The organism is Brevibacterium sp., from assembly GCF_022712115.1.
Taxonomy (GTDB): Bacteria; Actinomycetota; Actinomycetes; order Actinomycetales; family Brevibacteriaceae; genus Brevibacterium; species Brevibacterium salitolerans.
The window spans coordinates 1-19,360 of sequence record NZ_JALAHB010000265.1 but is presented as its reverse complement, the minus strand read 5'-3'; the positions used below and the strand labels follow the sequence as shown (position 1 = coordinate 19,360).

At 72.4% G+C, this 19,360-nt stretch carries 16 protein-coding genes; 7 read left to right on the top strand and 9 right to left on the bottom strand.

The window, feature by feature from the left end; genetic code table 11:
- The first annotated feature begins 146 nt into the window (after positions 1 to 146).
- Positions 147 to 593: a DUF3093 domain-containing protein gene (locus tag Q0A33_RS15840; protein ID WP_291799089.1), complete on the top strand. Its 447-nt coding sequence runs from the start codon at positions 147 to 149 to the stop codon at positions 591 to 593.
- A gap of 143 nt (positions 594 to 736) precedes the next feature.
- Here Q0A33_RS15840 and Q0A33_RS15835 read toward each other — a convergent pair whose 3' ends face one another.
- Complete coding sequence (locus Q0A33_RS15835) at positions 737 to 1,030, bottom strand: DUF4193 domain-containing protein (protein ID WP_291799086.1); 294 nt, start codon at positions 1,028 to 1,030, stop codon at positions 737 to 739.
- A 296-nt stretch (positions 1,031 to 1,326) separates the two neighbouring features.
- Between Q0A33_RS15835 and Q0A33_RS15830 the strand changes: the two genes are divergently transcribed.
- Positions 1,327 to 1,611, top strand: coding sequence for a hypothetical protein (locus Q0A33_RS15830; protein WP_291799083.1), 285 nt, complete (start codon positions 1,327 to 1,329; stop codon positions 1,609 to 1,611).
- Positions 1,612 to 1,728: 117 nt separating this feature from the next.
- Here the strand turns inward: Q0A33_RS15830 and Q0A33_RS15825 are convergent, their stop codons facing one another.
- Entirely contained in the window at positions 1,729 to 2,844 is a 1,116-nt protein-coding gene (locus Q0A33_RS15825; RefSeq protein WP_291799081.1) for a ferrochelatase, read from the bottom strand.
- A 170-nt stretch (positions 2,845 to 3,014) separates the two neighbouring features.
- Between Q0A33_RS15825 and sepH the strand changes: the two genes are divergently transcribed.
- Positions 3,015 to 4,403, top strand: a complete 1,389-nt coding sequence (gene sepH, locus Q0A33_RS15820; protein ID WP_291799077.1) for a septation protein SepH — start codon at positions 3,015 to 3,017, stop codon at positions 4,401 to 4,403.
- Positions 4,404 to 4,459: 56 nt separating this feature from the next.
- On the opposite strand, the gene cydC is transcribed toward sepH, so the two are convergent.
- From cydC to Q0A33_RS15805, 3 genes are read right to left on the bottom strand one after another with little or no spacing between them, the layout of a single operon-like run.
- A complete protein-coding gene (gene cydC / locus Q0A33_RS15815) occupies positions 4,460 to 7,903 on the bottom strand; it encodes a thiol reductant ABC exporter subunit CydC (protein ID WP_291799075.1) in 3,444 nt (1,147 codons plus the stop codon).
- On the bottom strand, positions 7,903 to 8,946 hold the full coding sequence (gene cydB / locus Q0A33_RS15810; RefSeq protein ID WP_291799072.1) for a cytochrome d ubiquinol oxidase subunit II: 1,044 nt from the start codon (positions 8,944 to 8,946) through the stop codon (positions 7,903 to 7,905). The genes cydC and cydB overlap by 1 nt, the downstream gene beginning before the upstream one ends.
- A 31-nt stretch (positions 8,947 to 8,977) precedes the next feature.
- On the bottom strand, positions 8,978 to 10,573 hold the full coding sequence (locus Q0A33_RS15805; RefSeq protein ID WP_291799068.1) for a cytochrome ubiquinol oxidase subunit I: 1,596 nt from the start codon (positions 10,571 to 10,573) through the stop codon (positions 8,978 to 8,980).
- A gap of 219 nt (positions 10,574 to 10,792) precedes the next feature.
- Here Q0A33_RS15805 and Q0A33_RS15800 point away from each other — a divergent pair, with 219 nt between their 5' ends.
- Positions 10,793 to 11,158 carry a BlaI/MecI/CopY family transcriptional regulator gene (locus Q0A33_RS15800; RefSeq protein WP_291799094.1) on the top strand — a complete coding sequence of 122 codons (366 nt, stop codon included), beginning with the start codon at positions 10,793 to 10,795 and terminating at the stop codon, positions 11,156 to 11,158.
- A 63-nt stretch (positions 11,159 to 11,221) separates the two neighbouring features.
- Complete coding sequence (locus Q0A33_RS15795; protein ID WP_291799065.1) at positions 11,222 to 12,127, top strand: M56 family metallopeptidase; 906 nt, start codon at positions 11,222 to 11,224, stop codon at positions 12,125 to 12,127.
- Between the two features lie 31 nt (positions 12,128 to 12,158).
- On the opposite strand, the gene Q0A33_RS15790 is transcribed toward Q0A33_RS15795, so the two are convergent.
- Positions 12,159 to 14,270 carry a DNA topoisomerase IV subunit B gene (locus tag Q0A33_RS15790; RefSeq protein ID WP_291799061.1) on the bottom strand — a complete coding sequence of 704 codons (2,112 nt, stop codon included), beginning with the start codon at positions 14,268 to 14,270 and terminating at the stop codon, positions 12,159 to 12,161.
- 113 nt (positions 14,271 to 14,383) lie between these two features.
- Between Q0A33_RS15790 and Q0A33_RS15785 the strand changes: the two genes are divergently transcribed.
- Together Q0A33_RS15785 and Q0A33_RS15780 are read left to right on the top strand one after the other, a co-directional pair.
- Positions 14,384 to 15,271, top strand: a complete 888-nt coding sequence (locus tag Q0A33_RS15785; RefSeq protein WP_291799058.1) for an N-acetylmuramoyl-L-alanine amidase — start codon at positions 14,384 to 14,386, stop codon at positions 15,269 to 15,271.
- 106 nt (positions 15,272 to 15,377) lie between these two features.
- A complete protein-coding gene (locus Q0A33_RS15780) occupies positions 15,378 to 16,166 on the top strand; it encodes a VOC family protein (protein ID WP_291799055.1) in 789 nt (262 codons plus the stop codon).
- A 27-nt stretch (positions 16,167 to 16,193) separates the two neighbouring features.
- Here the strand turns inward: Q0A33_RS15780 and Q0A33_RS15775 are convergent, their stop codons facing one another.
- The 3 genes from Q0A33_RS15775 to Q0A33_RS15765 all read right to left on the bottom strand — a co-directional run.
- On the bottom strand, positions 16,194 to 16,976 hold the full coding sequence (locus Q0A33_RS15775) for a glycerophosphodiester phosphodiesterase family protein (RefSeq protein WP_291799052.1): 783 nt from the start codon (positions 16,974 to 16,976) through the stop codon (positions 16,194 to 16,196).
- Between the two features lie 136 nt (positions 16,977 to 17,112).
- Positions 17,113 to 18,474: an RNA polymerase sigma factor gene (locus Q0A33_RS15770; protein ID WP_291799049.1), complete on the bottom strand. Its 1,362-nt coding sequence runs from the start codon at positions 18,472 to 18,474 to the stop codon at positions 17,113 to 17,115.
- A gap of 191 nt (positions 18,475 to 18,665) precedes the next feature.
- Positions 18,666 to 19,360 (bottom strand): hypothetical protein (locus tag Q0A33_RS15765; RefSeq protein ID WP_291799047.1); only part of this gene is annotated, 695 nt, incomplete at its 5' end.

Sequence of the window (19,360 nt, the reverse complement as noted above, 5' to 3'; positions counted from 1 at the left end):
CTTCCGGATCGGGATGTGCGGGCGGGAGGGTGTCACAGGAGCTCCTTGTCCTCGAGGTGCGGGCACGGACACACTAGCGCGCCCCGGGAGCGCCGCGGCGTCCGAGGCCGTGGTGGAGCCCGATCCGCCTGTGGGACGATGGGGGAATGACCACGACCACCTCGGTGACCTTCAGCGAGCGCCTCCACCCCAGCGCGGGCTGGGCGATCGCAGGATTCCTGCTCTCCGCCATGACCTCCCTCCTCCTCGTCCCGGTGAACCCCTGGGCCGGAGTGGTGCTCGCGCTGCTCGTGATGATCGCCGTGGCGATCGGTTTCGCCCGCGCCTCCGCCCGGGTGCTCGTCACGCAGGACACCTTCGCCGCCGGCGGCGCGGCGATCGACAGGCGGTTCATCGCCGGCGCGGAGGGCTTCGACGCGCAGGAGTCCTTCCGCCAGCGCGGGCAGAAGCTCGACGTCCGCGCCTTCCTCGTCCTGCGGCCGTGGGTGAAGACCGTCGTGAAGGTGGAGCTGAACGATCCCGCGGACCCCACCCCCTACTGGCTGGTGTCCACCCGGCACCCGCAGGAGCTGGCGGCGGCGCTGCGCGCCTGAGCCGGTTCACGGCTCCCCACCGGCCGGCCCTCTGGACCGTGCGCTGCCCCGCGCCCACACGCGCGACGGCCCCGGACCATCGCGGTCCGGGGCCGTCCGCCGCCCGGCTGCGTGCGGGCTGCAGAGCGGAGTGCGGGCGCGGGTCAGCCGGCGCAGTCCGTGCAGATCATCGCCTCGGCGTCGGCCAGCTGGGACCGGTGACGGACGAGGAAGCACTCCATACAGGTGAATTCGTCATTCTGCTTGGGAAGCACACGGACGGAGAGCTCCTCGTTGGAGAGGTCCGCACCGGGGAGCTCGAAGCCCTCAGCAGCGACGGCCTCGTCCTCGTCCACCTGGCTCGCCATCTGCTGGTTTCGCTGCGCCTTGAGCTCCTCGATGGAATCGCTCCGGAGCTCCTCGTCCTGCTTCTTCGGCGCATCGTAGTCGGTTGCCACTGGCGTGATCACACTCCGCTGTTCTCTGGTCGGAGGACGGGGGAAAGGGCCTTCGTCCGATATGTCCCCTGCATTTTGCACGCACACCGCCCCTCGCGCAACACGAAAGAGGCATCCTGTTCTGTGATTCGCCTCCTATTACGCCCACAGGAGCCCGGATGTCACCCGCAGGGCGCGCAGGGATGGGAGAATCGACCTTCGGAAAGACGCCAGCCGCCTGCGGCACACACCTCCGGGCACGCCGCAGGACATCCTGCCGCACAGCTGCACCGCCGGCTGCCAAGAGGGGAGACACAGTGAGCAGATTCGAAGACGAGCTCGACACCAGGATCGCGGAACTCCGGCAGCGCCTCGCTCAGGCGCGGGCGGAACAGGACGAGCTCCGGGAGCAGGAGCTCCTCACGGATCTCGAGACCCTCATCGACATCGCGGGCCGCACCGATGTGGACACGAAGCAGATGGAAGCGGTGCTGGAGGCGGAGACCGGGGCGCTGCCGGTCATCCCGGATCTGAGCGCCGATCCCGGGGAGAGCCCGACGGGCGTCGCGGACGAGCCGGAGGGCTTCACCTCCACGGACTGAGCCTCACCCCCACGGGCTGAGACGCACTCCAGCACTCCGCCACGCACACAGAGGCGCCCGGAACCACCCTCGGCGGTTCCGGGCGCCTCGCGCTGCGCCTGCAGCCGGCGCGAGCGCTCAGACGGCGGGCCACACCGGGTGGATCGGACGGTCCACGGCGCCTGCGCAGTCGTCCTCGGCCCCGGAGCCGGAACCGGGGACCAGCGGACCCTCCGGCGTCACGGCGGGAGCCTCGACGTCCTCGCCGCGCACCTGCGCCGCCCGCTCGAGCGCAAGGTCGACGAGACCGCGGACGAAGACGGTACGGGTGCCCACGGACCCGGCGCGCACGAAGCCCAGGCCCAGACGCTCGGCGGTGGCCCGCGCCTCGGTGTCGAGGTCGAACGCGACCTCCATGTGGTCGGAGACGAAGCCGATCGGCACGAGCATGACGGACGTCACGCCCTCGGCGGCGAGCTCCTCCATCCTGTCGTTGACATCAGGCTCCGACCACGGGACGTGCGGAGCACCGGACCGGGAGCAGAAGACGAGTTCGTGCGGGAGCACGTCGCGCTCACCCAGCTGAGCGGAGACCCAGTCGATGAGCTGGCGGTGCTGTGCCTCGTAGCCGAGCGTGCGCTTCTCCGACGCCCGCTGCATGGCCTCCGGGATGGAGTGGGTGACGTAGAGGATGCGCTGCGTCCGCGGATCGAGGCCGCCGGTGAGCTCCTCGAGCTCGTCGAGGCCCTCGCGCACGCACTCCAGCTCGGCCTCCGCGAAGCCGGGATGGTTGTAGTACTGCCGCACCTTCTCGAAGCTGACGTCCAGCCCCTCCGCACCCAGCTCCGTGCGGACCCTCGCGAAGTCCTCCCGGTACTGACGGTCGGAGGAGTACGAGGAGTAGGCGGAGGTGACGATCGCCAGGAGGCGCGAGGATCCGCTCTCCGCCGCCGTCTCCCGCGCCACGTCGCTGAGGAACGGCCGCCAGTTGCGGTTGCCCCAGAGGACGGGGGTGCTGATCCCCCGCGCGCGCAGCTCCGCTTCCAGGGCGGAGCGCAGAGCGCGGTTCTGGTCGTTGATGGGGGACCTCCCGCCGAACCCGTAGTAGTGCTCACCCACCTCCACGAGCCGCTCGTCCGGGATGCCGCGGCCGGCCGTCACGTTCTGGAGGAAGGGGAGCACGTCCTCGTCTTTCTCGGGTCCGCCGAAGGACATGAGGAGGAGGGCGTCGAAGGGTGCAAGCTCTGAAGTCACGCCCTCCAGGGTATCGGCTCGCCCGGCCGGGCCCTGCGGGGCACCCGTGTGGCAGGAGCCGCGGTCTCACTCTGCGATCGCGATTTACGCGACTCGCCCGGAGATGTGCCGCGGACTCGCACCGGGACGTGACACGATCGTACGAGATGTCTCTCGAGGAGGAAGCCCTGATGACCGAGCTGAGCCTGCGCGGCCTGGAGGAGGACGAGTCGGCACTGGTCCTCGAGGATGCCACGGGGTCCGCGTACCGCCTCCCCATCGACGACGCGCTCGTCGTGGCCGTCCGCGGCGCCCACCGCCGGCAGGCCTCGACCGTGCGCAGCGACGAGCCCCTGCGCCCCCGCGACATCCAGGCCATGATCCGGCAGGGGATGACCGCCCAGGAGATCGCGCAGGAGACGGGCGAGGATCTCGAGCACATCCGGGTCTACGAGGGCCCGGTCCTGGCCGAGCGCGGGCACATCGCCCATCAGGCCGGTCGCGTGCTCGTCCGGCCGGAGACGGACGCCGCTGCGCCGACCCCGCTCGCGGACCTCGCCCTGGAGCGCCTCAAGCTGCGCGAGGTGGACCCGGAGACGCTGAGCTGGGACGCATGGCGGCGCGCGGACGGAACCTGGCAGGTCGAGCTCTCCTTCGAGGCGGGCTCGCGCCTGCGCACCGCCAGCTGGTCGTACTCCCGCGGGTCCGTGCACGCCCTCGACGACGAGGCGCGCTGGCTCTCGGACGCGGGCCCGACCGACTCCGGCCCCATCCCCGGCTACGGCACCGGCGAGGAGCGCAAGGCACGCGCGGCCGAACCCGCGCCGGCCGCACCCGCACGCGACCACCAGACGGAGACGGGGCGCATCCTTGAGAGCCTGCGCCGCCGCAGGGGCGTGACGGCCTCGCAGCACACCGGCGAGATTCCCCTGCCCGGACGCGGCGGCCCGGACGAGGCCGCCCCGCACGGCCGCCGCAGGCAGACAGGCCACCTCACCGCACACGACGGAGAGGCGGCACCGCACGGTGCTGATTCCGGGCCCGCCGCGGACGCAGGACCCACTCCGGGCGGAGGCGGCCTCAGACTCGTGGGCGACGACCGCGACCAGTCCATCGACGGCGCGCACTCGGCCCCCAGCGCGCCCGGCGAGGCGCTCGACGCGGAGATCGTGGCCGTCCCGGCCCCGCACGGCGCACGCACCCCCGGACAGCGTCATCCCGATCAGCACACGGCCCCCATCGGCACGCCGGATTTCGACGACCCGGAGTACGCAGGCACCCTCCCGCCCGCACCGGTGCCCGGATCCGGAGACACGGCCCCGCACGGCGGGGACGCGGTCGAGGCCGGGCCCGGACCCGACCATCCTTCACTGCTCGAGGTGGACGAGGTGGAGCCCGCCGCGGAGCCGGACCCGGCGCACGCCGGTGACGCTCACGACCCGGCCTCGCTGTTCCCCGCTCCCGGGGGCGAGGAAGCTCCCTCCCCCAGGCCCGCGCCGGAGTCCGGCGGCAGGCGCCGCGGCCGCGCCTCGGTGCCCAGCTGGGACGAGATCATGTTCGGCGGTCGCGGCAAGGACTGAGACGCCTCCTCGCCGGCTCGCACCGGCACAGCAGGGGTCGCCTGCGCGAGCAGCCGCTACAGCCGCACGCGCACGTCGTCCTCGCGGACGAGGCCCTCGTCATGGGTGACGAGCACCATCCCGCGGTCCGCGAGGGCGTCGTCCAGATCACGCATGACGGCGCGTGCCGTGGGCTCGTCGAGGTGGGCGGTGGGCTCGTCGAGGATCACCACGTCCGCGCCCACCAGGAGCGTGCGCGCCACGGCGAGCCGTTGCCGCTGACCGCCGGAGAGACGTGCGCCGCCCGCTCCCACCTGCGCGTCCAGACCCGCATCGGCCAGCAGCTCCCCCAGGCCCGCGCGCCGCAGCGCGGCCTCCATCTCCGCGTCCGCCGGAGCGTCGTCGCGGTCACGGGCGATGAGCAGGTTCCCGCGCAGGGTGGAGTCGAAGACGTGGGCCTCCTGCGGGCACCACGCCAGCCGTCCCGCCAGATCCTGCGGGCCCAGCGGCGCGGCATCCGCCCCGTTGACGCGCACCCGCCCGCTCACCGGGTCGAGGAACCGCATGAGCGCGCTCACGAGCGTCGTCTTGCCGGAGCCCGAGGCCCCGGTGACCGCGGTCCGGCCCGGCACCGGGAAGTCCGCGGTGAGTGCCGACACCGCCGGCTCCGCCGCTCCCGGCCAGCGGAGGGTGAGCGCCTCGACGGAGAGCGCGCGGATCTCGGCCGGGGCCTCTGCGGCGGGGCGGGACGGCCCCGCGGCGTCGACGGACTCGGGAGCGGCGAGGTCGTCCTCGTGCATGCCTGCGAGCACCGTCCGCAGCGCCGGCCACTGCTGGACGGCGCTGAGCGCGTCCAGCAGGGCGTCGATGAGGCCGAGCGGGAGCAGCACCGCCACGGCGAGCAGCTCGCCTCTCAGAGCCCCGCTTCCCGTGGACGGGGCGAGCGCGGCCACGGAGAGGACCGCGGCGGCGATCATCACGGCGGTGACGACGGCCTCGCCCGCACCGCGGGCGCGGAGGGCACCGCGCTCGGCGCGGGCCGCCGCCTCGTCCGCCTCCGCGAGCTCCTGCGCGGGCGCGCGCCAGGCCCCGTCCGGCAGAAGGTCCTCGCGTGCGCCCAGCAGCGCGGAGAGCCGGGCGAGCACCGTGCTGCGCGCACCGACGCGCACGGAGCTGGCCCGCCTGTCGGACAGCAGCGTCACGCCCGCACCCGCCACCAGGGCCGTGAGCACCGCTGACAGCGTGATCGAGCCGGCGGCGGGATGGAGGGAGAAGAGCACCGCGACGGCTGCCGTGCTCACCACGACCGCGACGAGAGGCGGCAGGACGACGCGCGGCACGAGGTCGCGCACGTCGTCGACGTCCGCGATGAGCGAGCGGAGGGCACCCTCGCCGCGGGACACCCGGCGGTCCGCCACTCCCCTGCGGGCCAGTCCCTGCCAGAGCCGCACACGCAGGCGGGTGAGGGCGCTCAGCACGGCGTCGTGCAGGCACAGGCGCTGGGCGTAGGCGAGGACGGCGCGGGAGAGCCCGAAGAACCGCACGCCCACGATCGCCACGAGCAGGTACATGATGGGAGGCTGCGAGGCCGCCCGCACGATCAGCCACGCGGAGACGCCGGTGAGCGCGGCCCCCGCCGCCACGGAGGCCGCCCCGAGCAGCACGGCGAGGAGGAACCGCGGGGAGAGGGGGTCCACCGCCTGCACCAGGCGGCGCAGCACCGTGCGGAGGGGAACCGGGGGCGCGCTCTCGCCCTCCCGCTCCGCCTCCGCCTGCGGGGACGGAGCGGCGTCTGCGGCCGGGGCGGCATCATCGGCCACACCCTCAGCCGCGCTCTCGGTCACCGCCGCTACGTCTCCGCCCGCAGCAGGGCGCTCCGCCCCGAGCACGCCGTCCTCCAGGTGCACCCGGTCCTCGGCCAGCGCCGTGAGACCGGCGTCATGCGTGGCGACGACGACGGCGACCTCGCGAGCCAGCGCACCGATCTCCGCCCGGACCCGCGTGGCACGCGCGGCGTCGAGATGGGCCGTGGGCTCGTCGAGGAGGACCAGGCGCGCCCCGGCCATGACGGCGGCGCGCGCACGGGCGAGGGCCAGCCGACGCTGCTCGCCGGGGCTCAGGGCCTCGCAGGCCCGTGTCCCCTGCCCGCCGTGCAGGTCCTCGAGGCAGGCGAAGCGCAGGCACTCCTCCACCGCGTCCCGGCGCAGACGCGGGTCCTCGCGCAGACGGGCGGGCAGGTGCATCGCCACCTCCGCCTCCACCGTCTCCGCCGCGAAGGCCGGGCGCTGCGGGGCGAAGGCCACGGGGCGCACCGCCTCGACCTCGCCGCTCACCCGGGTCCCGTCCTCGGCGCGCACCAGACCGGCGAGGAGGCCGAGCACCGTGGACTTGCCGGAGCCCGAGGCTCCCGTCACCGCCAGCAGGCCGGTCGCGCCCCAGCTGAGGGAGGTCCCGCGCAGCGTCGGCGCACCGCGGCCGGGGTGGGCGACGGTGACGTCTCCGAGCCGCAGGGTCAGCCCCTCCGGCGGCGCGGCCGGTCCCGGCGCGGTCGGGGCGTCGAGGAGCGTGCGGACGCGGTCGTATGCGGCGAGCCCGTTCTCCGTGGAGTGAAAGGCCGCGCCCAGGCGACGGAGGGGAAGGTAGCACTCGGGCGCGAGGATGAGCGCGAGGAGTCCCGCCTCCAGGTCCAAGGACCCGTGCACCAGGCGCACTCCCACGAACACCGCGACGAGGGCGACGGAGAGCGTGGCGATGAGTTCGAGGGCGAGCGCGGAGAGGAAGGCCGTGCGCAGGGTCGTCATGGTGGTGTCCCGGTAGCGCTGCGACACCTCCCGCAGGGCCCGCGTCTGTGCGGGCAGCCGGCCCAGCCCCACGAGCACCGGCACGCCGCGCGCCAGTTCGACGAGGTGTCCGGAGAAGCGGTCGAGCGCGGCGGTGGCGGCACCGATCCGCTCCGCGGTGTGCTGGCCGATGAGGATCATGAACACGGGCACGAGCGGGATCGTGAGGACGATGACGAGTGCGCTCACCCAGTCGGCGGCCAGTATCCGCGCTCCCACGAGCAGCGGCACCACCGCGCTGGCCGTGAGGGCGGGCACGACCGCCGTGAAGTAGTCGTCGATCTCGTCGAGGGAGCGCGTGGCGGTGAGGGCGAGCGCGCCCTGCGTGCCCGGCAGATCGCGGCCCGAGCCGGCGAACGCGCGCATGACGAACAGGCTGCGCAGCCGGGTCTTCGCGCCCACCGAGCTCCGCGCGCCGGCCCACTGGCCCGCCCACGCCGCCAGGGCCTGGCAGAGCGCTCCGGCCAGACCTGTGAGCACGGCGCTGCGCACCTCCGCCCCCTGCATCGCCGCGACGATCCCGCGGGCCACGCCGTCGGCCACGAGCACCAGGCCCGCGGCGCGCAGGGCGGCGACCGCGCAGGATGCCCACAGGCCCCACCGGCCGGCAGCGGTGGCCAGGGCCGGGCGCAGCGGACTCCGCTGCGCCCGGGTGGGCTCCTGCTCAGGAGCAGTGCGCATCAGGAGACGCGACCGCGGATCGCGACCGGCACCTCGTGCGCGGGCGGGATGTGCTCGACCGTGAGCCTCCGCGCCCAGACGGTGTAGCTCCAGATCTGGTACGCAAGCACCACGGGCACGGCCACTGCGGCGACCCAGAACATCACCCCGAGGGTGTAGCCCGAGGACGAGGCCGTGTGGATCGTGAGATCGTGCGCCGGATCGAGAGTCGAGGGCAGCACCACGGGGAAGACCGCGGCGAAGATCGCGCTCACACCGGCGGCGAGGAAGAGGCCCTGTGCCACGAAGGCAGGCTTCTCCGCCCCACGGCGCAGCTGCACCCACGAGACGACGGCGGCGAGGACGGCGGCCGCGGTGCACACCCAGCTGAGCGCGTCACCGCGCTCGGCCTGCACCAGCAGCACCCAGGCGACCAGGGGCAGGAGCAGGAGCGGACCGGCGACCACGGCGGTGCGGCGGGCACGGGCACGCACCGGCCCGTCCGTCTTGAGGGTGAGGTAGAGCAGACCGTGGAGGAGCGAGAAGCCCACGACCGCCAGACCGCCCACCACCGCGGGGACCGTGAGCCAGGCGAAGGCCCCGCCCACGTTGTCGCCGTTGGCGTTGAGCGGCAGGCCCGTCGTCGTGAGCGCCAGCATCGCCCCCACGCAGAACGCGGCCACGAGCGAACCGAGGGACAGCGCCCAGGTCCAGCCGTCGACCCAGCGCTGGGAGTGCCCGCCCTTGCCGCGGTACTCGATCGCCACGGCGCGGAAGATCAGCCCCAGCAGCGCCAGCGTGAGCGGCAGGTAGAGCGCGGAGAAGAGGCTCGCGTACCAGAGGGGGAACGCCGCGAAGGTCGCGCCGCCCGCGGTGAGCAGCCACACCTCGTTGCCGTCCCACACGGGGCCGATCGTGTTGAGCAGGAGCCTGCGCTCCTTCTCGTTCCTGGCGAACCCCTTCATGAGCATGCCCACGCCCAGGTCGAAGCCCTCGAGGAAGAGGTAGCCGAGCCAGAGGACGGCGATGAGGACGAACCAGATCACCGGAAGCGCTTCAGTCATGTCAGTGCCTTTCCACTCTCACTCGTCGCAGTCAGTACGCGAACGCCAGGACGTCCGAGTCCTCGTCGTCCGCGCCGCCGGAGAGGCGGGCCCGGGAATCGGTGCGCCGGCTGCCCAGCTCCGGCATCGCGGACACCACTCCCCCGCGGGCGTAGCGGATGATGAGCCTGAGCTCGAACACCATGAGGACGCCGTAGACCAGGGTGAGGCTGATGAGCGAGAACAGCAGCTCGCCAGGGCTCACCGAGGGCGAGACGGCCGCGGCGGTGTAGAGGAACACCCCGTCGATGCCGCTGGCGTCCGGATTGGGGGCGACCACGAAGGGCTGCCTGCCCATCTCCGTGAAGATCCAGCCCGCGGAGTTCGCGATGAAGGGCGCCGCGATCCCCCAGAGGGCCAGCCGGGAGAGGAAGGCCGACCGCGGCACCGTCCCCTTCCGGGTGACCACGAGCGCGAAGGCCGCGGCCGCCGCCGCGAGCGCGCCGAACCCGATCATGAGCCGGAAGCCCCAGTACGTGACGAACATGGACGGCTGGTAGTCGATCTCCGCGCCGGAGCGGTCGCCGTACATCTCACCTTCCGGCAGATGCGTGCCGTACTTCTCCTGGTACTCGGGGATGAGGGAGTTCACACCCGGGACCTCGGTGGAGAAGTCGCCCTTCGCGAGGAACGAGAGGACGCCCGGGACCTCGATGACGGGGGTGACGTCCGCGCAGTCGTTCGAGTCGAGATTGCCCACCGTGAGGACGGAGAACTCGGTGCCGTCGTGGCAGGCTGCCTCGGCCGAGGCCATCTTCATGGGCTGCTGCTCGTACATGAGCTTGGCCTGGATGTCGCCGGTGACCGCCACCGCGGCGAAGGCGAACACCGCGAACCAGGCGCCCAGCCGCAGCGACCGGAACCACACGGTGTGGTCCGCCTCGTCACGGCCCGGCACATCCGGCGCGGTCCCGACGATCACCCGGCCGTTCTCGTCGACCGTGTCGATGCCGTCCTTCCGCCGCCGCCACAGGTGGTGCCAGGCGATCCCGAGGAGGAACGCCGCCCCCACGGACACCGCGCCTGCGAGGGTGTGCCCGTAGGCGGCCAGCGCCGTGTTGTTGGTGAGAACGGCCCACACGTCCGTCATCACCGGCCGGCCGTCGACGAGCTCCACACCCACCGGATGCTGCATCCAGGAGTTGGCGACGATGATGAAGTACGCGGAGAACCAGGAGCCCACGACGGCGGCCCACAGCACGCCCAGATGGAGCCTGGGCCGCAGCCGGTCCCAGCCGAAGATCCACAGGCCGAGGAAGGTCGACTCGAGGAAGAAGGCGAGCAGGGCCTCCATCGCCAGCGGCGCGCCGAACACGTCGCCCACGAAGCGGGAGTACTCGCTCCAGGCCATGCCGAACTGGAACTCCTGGACGATGCCGGTGGCGACGCCCATGATGAAGTTGATGAGGTAGAGCTTGCCCCAGAACTTGGTGGCCCGCAGCCATGCCTCGTTCCCGGTGCGCATCCACAGCGTCTGCATGACCGCGACGAGCAGCCCGAGCCCCAGTGTGAGCGGGACCATCCAGAAGTGGTAGACGGTGGTGATGCCGAACTGCCAGCGGGCTATCAGCACAGGGTCGAACTCCACATCGACCTCCTAGCTCTTCAGCGCGGCGCGCGCCGCGGCGGATGGGTTTCTACGCTCCGTAGAATACGCCTCGCGAAGGAAAGTCCGACCCCCTCCGCGCTTTCGATACGGAGCCGTCTCAGCAGGCGGACGCACAGCCGTCCGCGGTTCCGCCCGCGTCTCACTACGACTGGTAGAATCCGCAGGAGATCGATTCGCCACCCTCAAGAGGAGAACGTGTTGGAGAGTTTGGGAGAGCTGGAGCGGGACGTCATGGACGCCCTCTGGTCGGCCGCTGACGGCGGCCTCTCCGCAGCCGGCCTCAGGGACGTGCTCGCCGATCGCGGGCTCGCGCTGACCACCGTGCACACCGTGCTCACCCGCCTGGAGAAGAAGGGCTTCGTCAACCGCGACCGCGGCACGCGCCCGCACCTCTACTCCGCGGCGTCGAGCAAGGAGGAGCACGTCACGGACCTCCTCTCCGAGGTCCTCGACCAGGCCGGCGACCGCCGCGCCGTGCTCGCGCGGTTCCTGGGCACGGTCTCGCTCTCGGACAGCGCGTTCCTCCGCGGGGTCCTCGACAGCCGCCTCCGCGGCACCCGCTGAGAGCCTCGGGCACGGCAGGCGCTGAGCCGCCGTGCCTGCGCTCCCCATGGCTGCGGAGATCCCATGACAGCGATCGGAATCGCAATGGCGGCGCTCGCCGTGCTGCTGGCGTGGCCCGCGCCCACCGCGCTCGCCCGTCGCCAGAGCGACCGCGCGGACGTGGATCCGGTCGCCTCCATCCTCCTCTGGCAGGCGATCGGGCTCGCCGGCGGCCTCTCCCTCATCTCGTCCTGCCTGGCCTTCGCCCTCGCCCCGCTCGTGGGTGACGCGGAGACTGGACCGGACGCACTCGACTGGTGGCGCTGGCCCCTGCTCGCCGTGGGGGTGATCCTCCTCTGCGCGCTGCTCCTCTCCCTTCTCCGGGAGGCGCGCGCCGCCGTGCGCGCGCGGGTGCGCCACCGCGACATGCTCGCTCTGGTCTCGGAGTCGAGCCCCGGGGAACCCGGCATGCGCATCATCGACACGGACCACGCCGTCGCCTACTGCCTCGCCGGGCGCGGGGGCACCACCGTCGTGTCCACCGGCCTCATCCAGCTCCTCGACGCGGACGAGCGGGCAGCGGTGATCGCCCATGAGCGCGAGCACCTGCGCGTGCGGCACGACCTCCTCGCGCTGCCCTTCGCCTCGTGGAACCGCATGCTGCCGTTCCTGCCCGTCACCCGGACCGCACTGGAGTCCGTGAGCTCGCTCATCGAGATCATGGCCGACGACGCCGCACGGGCCGAGGTCTCCGCCGACGCCCTGCGCACCGCGCTGGCCAAGACCGCGGACAGTGCCGACGCCCCCGCCGGCCGCGCGCCGATGACCGGGCACGACCCACGTCTCACCGCGGTGCGGGAGCAGCGCCTGCGCCTGGACGCCTCCGCACTCCCGGACCCCCGGAGGCTGCGGGTGAAGGCCGCCGTGATCGCCTCCTCCATGCTGCTCGTGCCGCCGGCCGTGCTGGTGGGCACCGTCGTCTACAGCTGAGCCCGGTCCTCCCGGCGCGCTGTCCCGGTGCTCAGGCGTCGATGCGCTCCACGTCGAGTTCGGCGGCCCCGTTGATGAGGAACTCCTTGCGCGGGGCCACCTCGGATCCCATGAGCAGGGCGAAGGTCTGCTCGGCGCGCTCCGCGTCCGCCATCGTCACCCGGCGCAGGGTCCGCATCCCGGGGTCCATCGTCGTCTCCGCGAGCTGGTCCGCGTCCATCTCCCCCAGTCCCTTGTAGCGCTGCGGCTCCCTGTACGTCTTCTTCTGCTTCGTCAGCTTCTTCAGCAGTGCGGTGAGCTCCGCCTCGGTGTAGGTGTAGGTGACGTCGTTGGGCTTGCCGCGGTTGACCACCTCCACGCGGTGCAGCGGCGGCACGGCGGCGAACACCCTGCCGGCCTCCACGAGCGGGCGCATGTAGCGGAAGAAGAGGGTGAGGAGCAGCGTGCGGATGTGCGCGCCGTCCACGTCCGCGTCCGTCATGATGATGACCTTGCCGTAGCGCACGGACTCGAGGTCGAAGCTGCGCCCCGAGCCCGCGCCGATCACCTGTGTGAGAGCCGCGCACTCCGCGTTCGCGAGCATGTCCGCCACCGAGGCCTTCTGGACGTTGAGGATCTTGCCCCGGATGGGCAGGAGCGCCTGGTACTCGGAGTCCCGCGCCGCCTTGGCGGTGCCCATCGCGGAGTCCCCCTCGACGATGAACAGCTCCGTGGACTCCGGTTCGCTCACGCGGCAGTCGTAGAGCTTGGCGGGCAGGGAGGAGGATTCCAGCGCGGTCTTGCGCCGCTGGTTCTCGCGATGCGTCCGGGCGCTGATCCGCGCCTTCATCTCGGAGACGACCTTCTCCAGCAGCTGCGCCGCCTGGCCCTTGACCGGACGCTGGGTCGACTCCAGGAGCGCGGTGAGCTCGCGGTCGACGGTCTTCGCCACGATCTGCCGCACCGCCGCGGTCCCCAGCACCTCCTTCGTCTGGCCCTCGAACTGCGGCTCGGCGAGACGCACCGTCACCACCGCCGTGAGGCCGGAGAGCACATCGTCCTTCTCGACCTTGTCCTTGCCCGCCTTGAGCTTGCGCGCGTTCGCCTCCACCGCCTTGCGGAGGGTGCGCAGCAGCGACTGCTCGAACCCGGTGACGTGGGTGCCGCCCTTGGGCGTGGCGATGATGTTGACGAAGCTGCGGACCTTCGTCTCGTAGCCGGTCCCCCAGCGCAGGGCGATGTCCACGCCCACCCTGCGCTCGACGTCCTCGGACACCATGCGGCCGTCCGCACCCAGCACCGGCACCGTCTCCGTGAAGGTGCCCTCGCCCGCCAGCCGCCACACGTCCGTGATCTGCGGGTCGACGGCCAGGTGGTCGACGAACTCGGAGATGCCGCCGGCGTAGCGGAACTCCTCGGTCCGCTCCGGGATCGGCTCACCGGCCTCGTCGCGCGCCACGCCCCTGCGATCACGGATCGTGAGCCCGAGGCCGGGGACGAGGAACGCGGTCTGCCGCGCACGGTCCACGAGGTCCGTGTAGGAGAACTGCGCCTCCGGGAGGAAGATCTGCTCATCCGCCCAGTACTGGACCCGGGTGCCGGTGAGGCCCCGCTTGGCCTTGCCGACCACCTCGGGGGCGGTGGGTTCGGTGAAGGGGGTGAACGGGCTGTGCGGGCCCGTGCCCGCACTGTCGTCGAAGCGTCCCGGCTCGCCGCGCCGGAAGGACATGCGGTGCACCTTGCCCCCGCGGGTCACCTCCACGTCCAGGCGTGCGGAGAGGGCGTTGACGACGGAGGCGCCCACGCCGTGGAGTCCGCCCGAGGCCGCATAGGAGCCGCCGCCGAACTTGCCGCCGGCGTGGAGCTTCGTCATGACGACCTCCACACCGGACAGGCCCGTCTTGGGCTCCACGTCGACGGGGATGCCGCGGCCGGAGTCCGTGACGGCCACGGAGCCGTCGGCCTCCAGCACGATCTCGATGGAGTCGCCGTAGCCGCCCAGCGCCTCGTCGACGGAGTTGTCGATGATCTCCCACAGACAGTGCATGAGGCCGCGGGAGTCCGTGGAGCCGATGTACATGCCGGGACGCTTGCGGACCGCCTCGAGCCCCGAGAGCACGGAGAGGTGCCTGGCGTCGTAGCTCTCATCGTTCTTTCCTGCCACGGATGCTCCTTCTCGACGGTGATCCGACGCGTCATTCTATTCCTCCTCCGTCCATCCACCGGTCTCCCACGCCGTGAGCACGGCCATCCGGCGCCTTCGCCTAAGCTGGCACCGTGACTCCGCACTCCCCCGCCTCCGGACCGCGCACGCGCACACCCGCGCGCAGATGCCGAACTGCACTGGGCGCCGCGGCCGCGGCCCTGGCCTTCGGGCTGGCGGGATGCGGGACCTCCGGCGGCGAGGACTCCTCCGCCGCACCTGCTCCCACGGCGGAAGCGGCCGGGACCTCGCCCGGCACGGAAGGGACGGCTCCCGGTCCGGCGGACGCCTCGCCGAGCACCGCCGCGGAGGAGCTCTCCGGGCTCATCGTCGCCGTCGATCCCGGGCACAACGGCGGGAACGCCGAGGACGCCGCGACCATCGGCGCACAGGTGCCGGACGGGCGCGGCGGGACGAAGGCCTGCAACACGGTGGGCACCTCGACGGACGACGGCTACGCCGAGCACCGCTTCACCTGGGAGCTCGCCACGGTGCTCACGGAGCGGCTGGAGGACGCCGGGGCGGAGGTCGTGCTGAGCCGGGACTCCGACGACGGGGTGGGCCCCTGCGTGGACGAGCGCGGCGCGTTCGCGGCAGAGGAGGAGGCCGACGTGCTCGTGAGCCTCCACGCCAACGGTTCGGAGGATCGCAGCGCGTCCGGCTTCCACGTCATCGCCGCCGCGGACGGTGCCGCGGCGGACGACGAGGCCGTCGCGGCCTCCCAGGACCTCGCCGGCTCGCTCGTCACGGAGCTGGAGCAGCAGGGGCTGGACCGGAACCCCGCCTACGGCCGCGTGGTGGAGCGGTCCGACCTCGCCACCCTCAACCACGCCGCAGTGCCGGCGGTGATGCTGGAGGCCGGTGAGATGCGCAATGCGGACGACGCGGAGCTGCTGGCCTCGTCCGAGGGACAGGACCGGATCGCCGAGGCGATCGTGCGGACCGTGAGCCGGCTCGGCTGAGGCACGAGACGTCCCGGCCGGGGCACGGCCGTTCCCCGCTCGCGTGCCGGAGCGGTGCTCACGTAGGCTCGGAGCCCTCATCCCCCAGTCGTCCGAGAGGTGCCCCATGTCCGCTCAGTTCTCCGTCCCCCAGGCAGGCGCACCCTGCTGGTTCGACCTCACCACCCCGGACCTGGAGGCCTCCTCCGCCTTCTACTCCGCGCTGCTGGGCTGGGAGTTCTCCGGGACCGGTCCGATGGGCATGGGCAGCGCCGCCGTGCGCGACGGCGCCCGGGTGGCGGGCCTGAGCCCGCAGCCGGAGGGGCAGAGCGCCCCGGCCTTCTGGACGCTCTACTTCCGCATCGGGGACTTCGAGGACTTCATGGAGGGCCTCGAGTCCGCCGGCGGCCGCCCGCTCATGGCGATCCCGGAGTTCGACGAGGACGCGAGCGTGGCACTCGCCGTCGATCCCGCCGGCACCGCCTTCGGCGTCCTGGAGTACGCGGACGCACGCGGGATGGGGGCCTACGGCGTCCCCGGGGCGGTGGGCTGGGCCGAGCTCTTCACCAAGGACGCGGCCGCCGTGGACTTCTACCGGACGGTCTTCGGCTGGCGGGTGAGCGCCCTGTCGCAGACCGAGGAACAGGACTACCGCGCCTTCGGTCTGGGCGCCGCCGGTGGAGAGGACTCCCCGCTCCCCGCCGAGGCGCGGCTGGGCGGCATCCTCGACGCCTCGGCGCTGGAAGTGCCTGCCCACTGGGAGGCCCACTTCGTCGTCGAGGACGTCGACGCGGCCGCCGAGCGCGTCGTGGAGCTGGGAGGCGATGTGCTCGCCGCCCCGCACGACTCCCTCCACGGCCGCGTGGGGCGGTTCGTCGATCCGCAGCACGCCGCCTTCACCCTCGTGACCCTCTGAGCCCAGCGCATGGCCTGGGCGCTCAGCTCAGCCGGCCCTGTCCAGAACCCGCAGCGCGAGGTCGCACCTGTCAGTGACGATTCCGTCCGCGCCGGCGCGGACGAGCGCGCGCATGCGCTCGGGCTCGTTCACCGTCCACACGTGGACGTCGACGCCCGCCCGGTGCGCAGCTGAGACGACGGCGGGGGTGAAGACGCGCAGCCGGCCCGCCCGCTCAGGGATCTGCAGTGCGTCGAGGCCGCGCAGCGCACGGCTAAGACCACGCTGCGAGCCCGCGGTCGCCGCGAGGAGGAGCGCCGCCGTCCGCGCCTCCCCGGGAGAGGTGGCGGGCCGCCGGCCGCCGGCGACGGAGGACGCAGCCCGGAGGGCGATGCGCCGGCGCCGCTCGGAGAAGCTCGTGAGCAGGCAGCGGCGCCAGTGCGGCCCCACGAGCGCCCCGGCGGGTGCGGCAGCGGCATCGGCCTTGACGTCGATGTTGAAGCGCAGCCGCGGGAACTCCTCCAGCGCCCGGCCGAGCGTCAGCAGACCGCCGCGCGGGGCCATGAGGGCCGCCAGCTCCTCGTACGTGACCTCCGCGAGCTTCCGCGGATCCCCCGTGAGGCGCTCGAGGCTGTCGTCGTGGAAGAGCACGACGGTGCCGTCGAGGGTGAGGTGGCAGTCCGACTCCACCCAGAGGGCACCGGCGTGCTCCGCAGCGGCCACGGCAGCGGCGGAGTTCTCCACCACGCCGTCCGCGGCCATGTCCGCGGTGACGAGCCCGCGGTGCGCGAGCACCTGCGGGCCGTCACCGTGCAGATAGGGATGGGGCATGGGATCCTCCACGGGTGCGGGCGGAGAGGCTCCGGAGCTGCTCACGAACCCGACCGCCTGCGCATCTCCAAGAGGCCTGAATGCGCCGGCCCGCCGGTGCGGTGCATCCGGCGGGTCGGACCCCGGCTTCCGGTCGTCAGTCCAGGTAGTCGCGCAGCACCTGCGAGCGGGACGGGTGACGCAGCTTCGCCATCGTCTTCGACTCGATCTGGCGGATGCGCTCACGGGTGACGCCGTAGACCTTGCCGATCTCGTCCAGGGTCTTGGGCTGGCCGTCGTTGAGGCCGAACCGCATCGACACCACCCCGGCCTCACGTTCGGACAGGGTGTCCAGCACGGAGTGCAGCTGCTCCTGCAGCAGCGTGAAGCTCACGGAGTCCGCGGGGACCACGGCCTCGGAGTCCTCGATGAGGTCACCGAACTCGGAGTCTCCGTCCTCGCCCAGCGGGGTGTGCAGCGAGATGGGCTCGCGGCCGTACTTCTGCACCTCCACGACGCGCTCCGGCGTCATGTCGAGCTCCTTGGCCAGCTCCTCCGGCGAGGGCTCGCGGCCCAGATCCTGCAGCATCTGCCGCTGGACGCGCGCGAGCTTGTTGATGACCTCCACCATGTGGACCGGGATGCGGATGGTCCGGGCCTGATCGGCCATGGCCCGCGTGATGGCCTGACGGATCCACCACGTGGCATAGGTGGAGAACTTGAAACCCTTGGTGTAGTCGAACTTCTCGACGGCGCGGATGAGGCCCAGGTTGCCCTCCTGGATGAGGTCGAGGAACAGCATGCCGCGGCCGGTGTAGCGCTTCGCGAGGGAGACGACCAGACGGAGGTTGGCCTCGAGCAGGTGGTTCTTGGCGATCCTGCCGTCGTGGACGATCCACTGGTACTCGCGGACCAGCTTGGGGTCCGTCGTCTCACCCTGGCTGAGCAGGTAGTCCGCGTACATGCCGGCCTCGATCCGCTTCGCGAGGTCGACCTCCTCCGCGGCGTTGAGCAGTGCGACCTTGCCGATCTGCTTGAGGTAGTCCTTGACGGGATCCGCCGTGGCACCGGCGGAGACGACCTGCTGTGCCGGCTGGTCGTCGTCGTCAGTGGCGGAGACGACGAAGCCGCCCGCCTCCTTGACGATCTCGTCCTTCTGCTCCTCCTCCGCGTTCTTGGTCTCCGTCTGCTCGTCCGGGTCGACGTCCTGCGCCTGCGCCTCGTCCAGGGTCGTCGCGGTCAGCCCCAGGGTCTCCTCCTCGCCGGGACCCTGCGCCGCGGTCGTCTTCTTCTTGGCGGCGGGCTTCTTCGCCGCGGCGGCCTTGGGCGCCGTCTTCTTGGCGGCGGTCTTCTTCGCAGTGCTCGCCTTCTTCGCCGGGGCCGAAGCGGTCGCCTTCTTCGCCGTCGACTTCCGGGCGGCGGTCGTCGCGGACGACTTCGTCGTCGCAGCAGCGGTCTCCGTCTGCGTCTGCGCGCTCGAGGCGGCAGTGCTCGACTTTTCCGTATCCTTTGTGGGCACGTGAGGACCTTTCGGCTGAGGGCTTAGGGTACGACCAGGCCCGAGGGCACCAGTAAGACCCATGTCAAACTGCACGGCGGGCACACCACCGGCATCATGTTCGACTGGGTCAACGCCCGATCATTGCACGCTATTCCCCCTCTTGACAAACGCACTCGGCCCAGGATGCCGCAGGCGGAGCGGGAATGCGCTCATTCCCGCTGCGCCCACACCGGCGGGAGACCGGCGCGCACTGCACGCAGAACCAGCTGGGCGAGGCGATGGTCGCCGTCCGTCTCCAGCGCGGCCAGAGCATAGTGCTCTGCGAAGCGCATGCGCACCCTCGACCACTCGAACCAGGCCAACAGGGCGCACAGTCCCGGCCGCGCCTCGGCACCGATGTACGGCAGGCAGCCGCGCAGCCAGTCCACGGCCTCCGCGAGCGCCCACAGCCGCGGCGGCCGGGGGCAGAAGCCCACGAGCTCCTGTGCCGCCCCCGGCAGCGCGCCGGCCCGTCTCGCATGGGCGAGGAACCCGTCCTCCTCCGCCTCCGCGAGCGCGGCGGCGGAGAACCCGGGGTGGTCGCCGCTCAGCAGCATCTGCACCCAGTCCCGGTCCGGAAGCCGCGGGAGGAACCGGTCCAGGGCGAGGACCGCCGCGGGCTCCGGCAGTGCGAACGGCTCGGGCCGCTCGTGCGCCTCCGCCCGCCGCTGCGCACGCTCCGTCAGCGTCCGGGCGGTGCGCAGGAGCGCTCGCGCGGCCTCCTCGTCGTCCGTCCCCGCACGCAGCCGTTCGATCTCCGCCGCGTGCGCGGGGCGTGCCTCCGGCGCACGCACGCAGTCCTCGAAGCTCTCCGCCGCCCGCGAACCCTCGGCGATCATCCCCACGACCGCGGGAGTCTCCCGGG

Coding starts and splice junctions, on each gene's coding strand:
- Q0A33_RS15840 (WP_291799089.1), top strand. CDS start 147: ATGACCACGACCACCTCGGTGACCTTCAGCGAGCGCCTCCACCCCAGC.
- cydC (WP_291799075.1), bottom strand. CDS start 7,903: ATGCGCACTGCTCCTGAGCAGGAGCCCACCCGGGCGCAGCGGAGTCCG.
- Q0A33_RS15795 (WP_291799065.1), top strand. CDS start 11,222: ATGACAGCGATCGGAATCGCAATGGCGGCGCTCGCCGTGCTGCTGGCG.
- Q0A33_RS15780 (WP_291799055.1), top strand. CDS start 15,378: ATGTCCGCTCAGTTCTCCGTCCCCCAGGCAGGCGCACCCTGCTGGTTC.
- Q0A33_RS15775 (WP_291799052.1), bottom strand. CDS start 16,976: ATGCCCCATCCCTATCTGCACGGTGACGGCCCGCAGGTGCTCGCGCAC.
- cydB (WP_291799072.1), bottom strand. CDS start 8,946: ATGACTGAAGCGCTTCCGGTGATCTGGTTCGTCCTCATCGCCGTCCTC.
- sepH (WP_291799077.1), top strand. CDS start 3,015: ATGACCGAGCTGAGCCTGCGCGGCCTGGAGGAGGACGAGTCGGCACTG.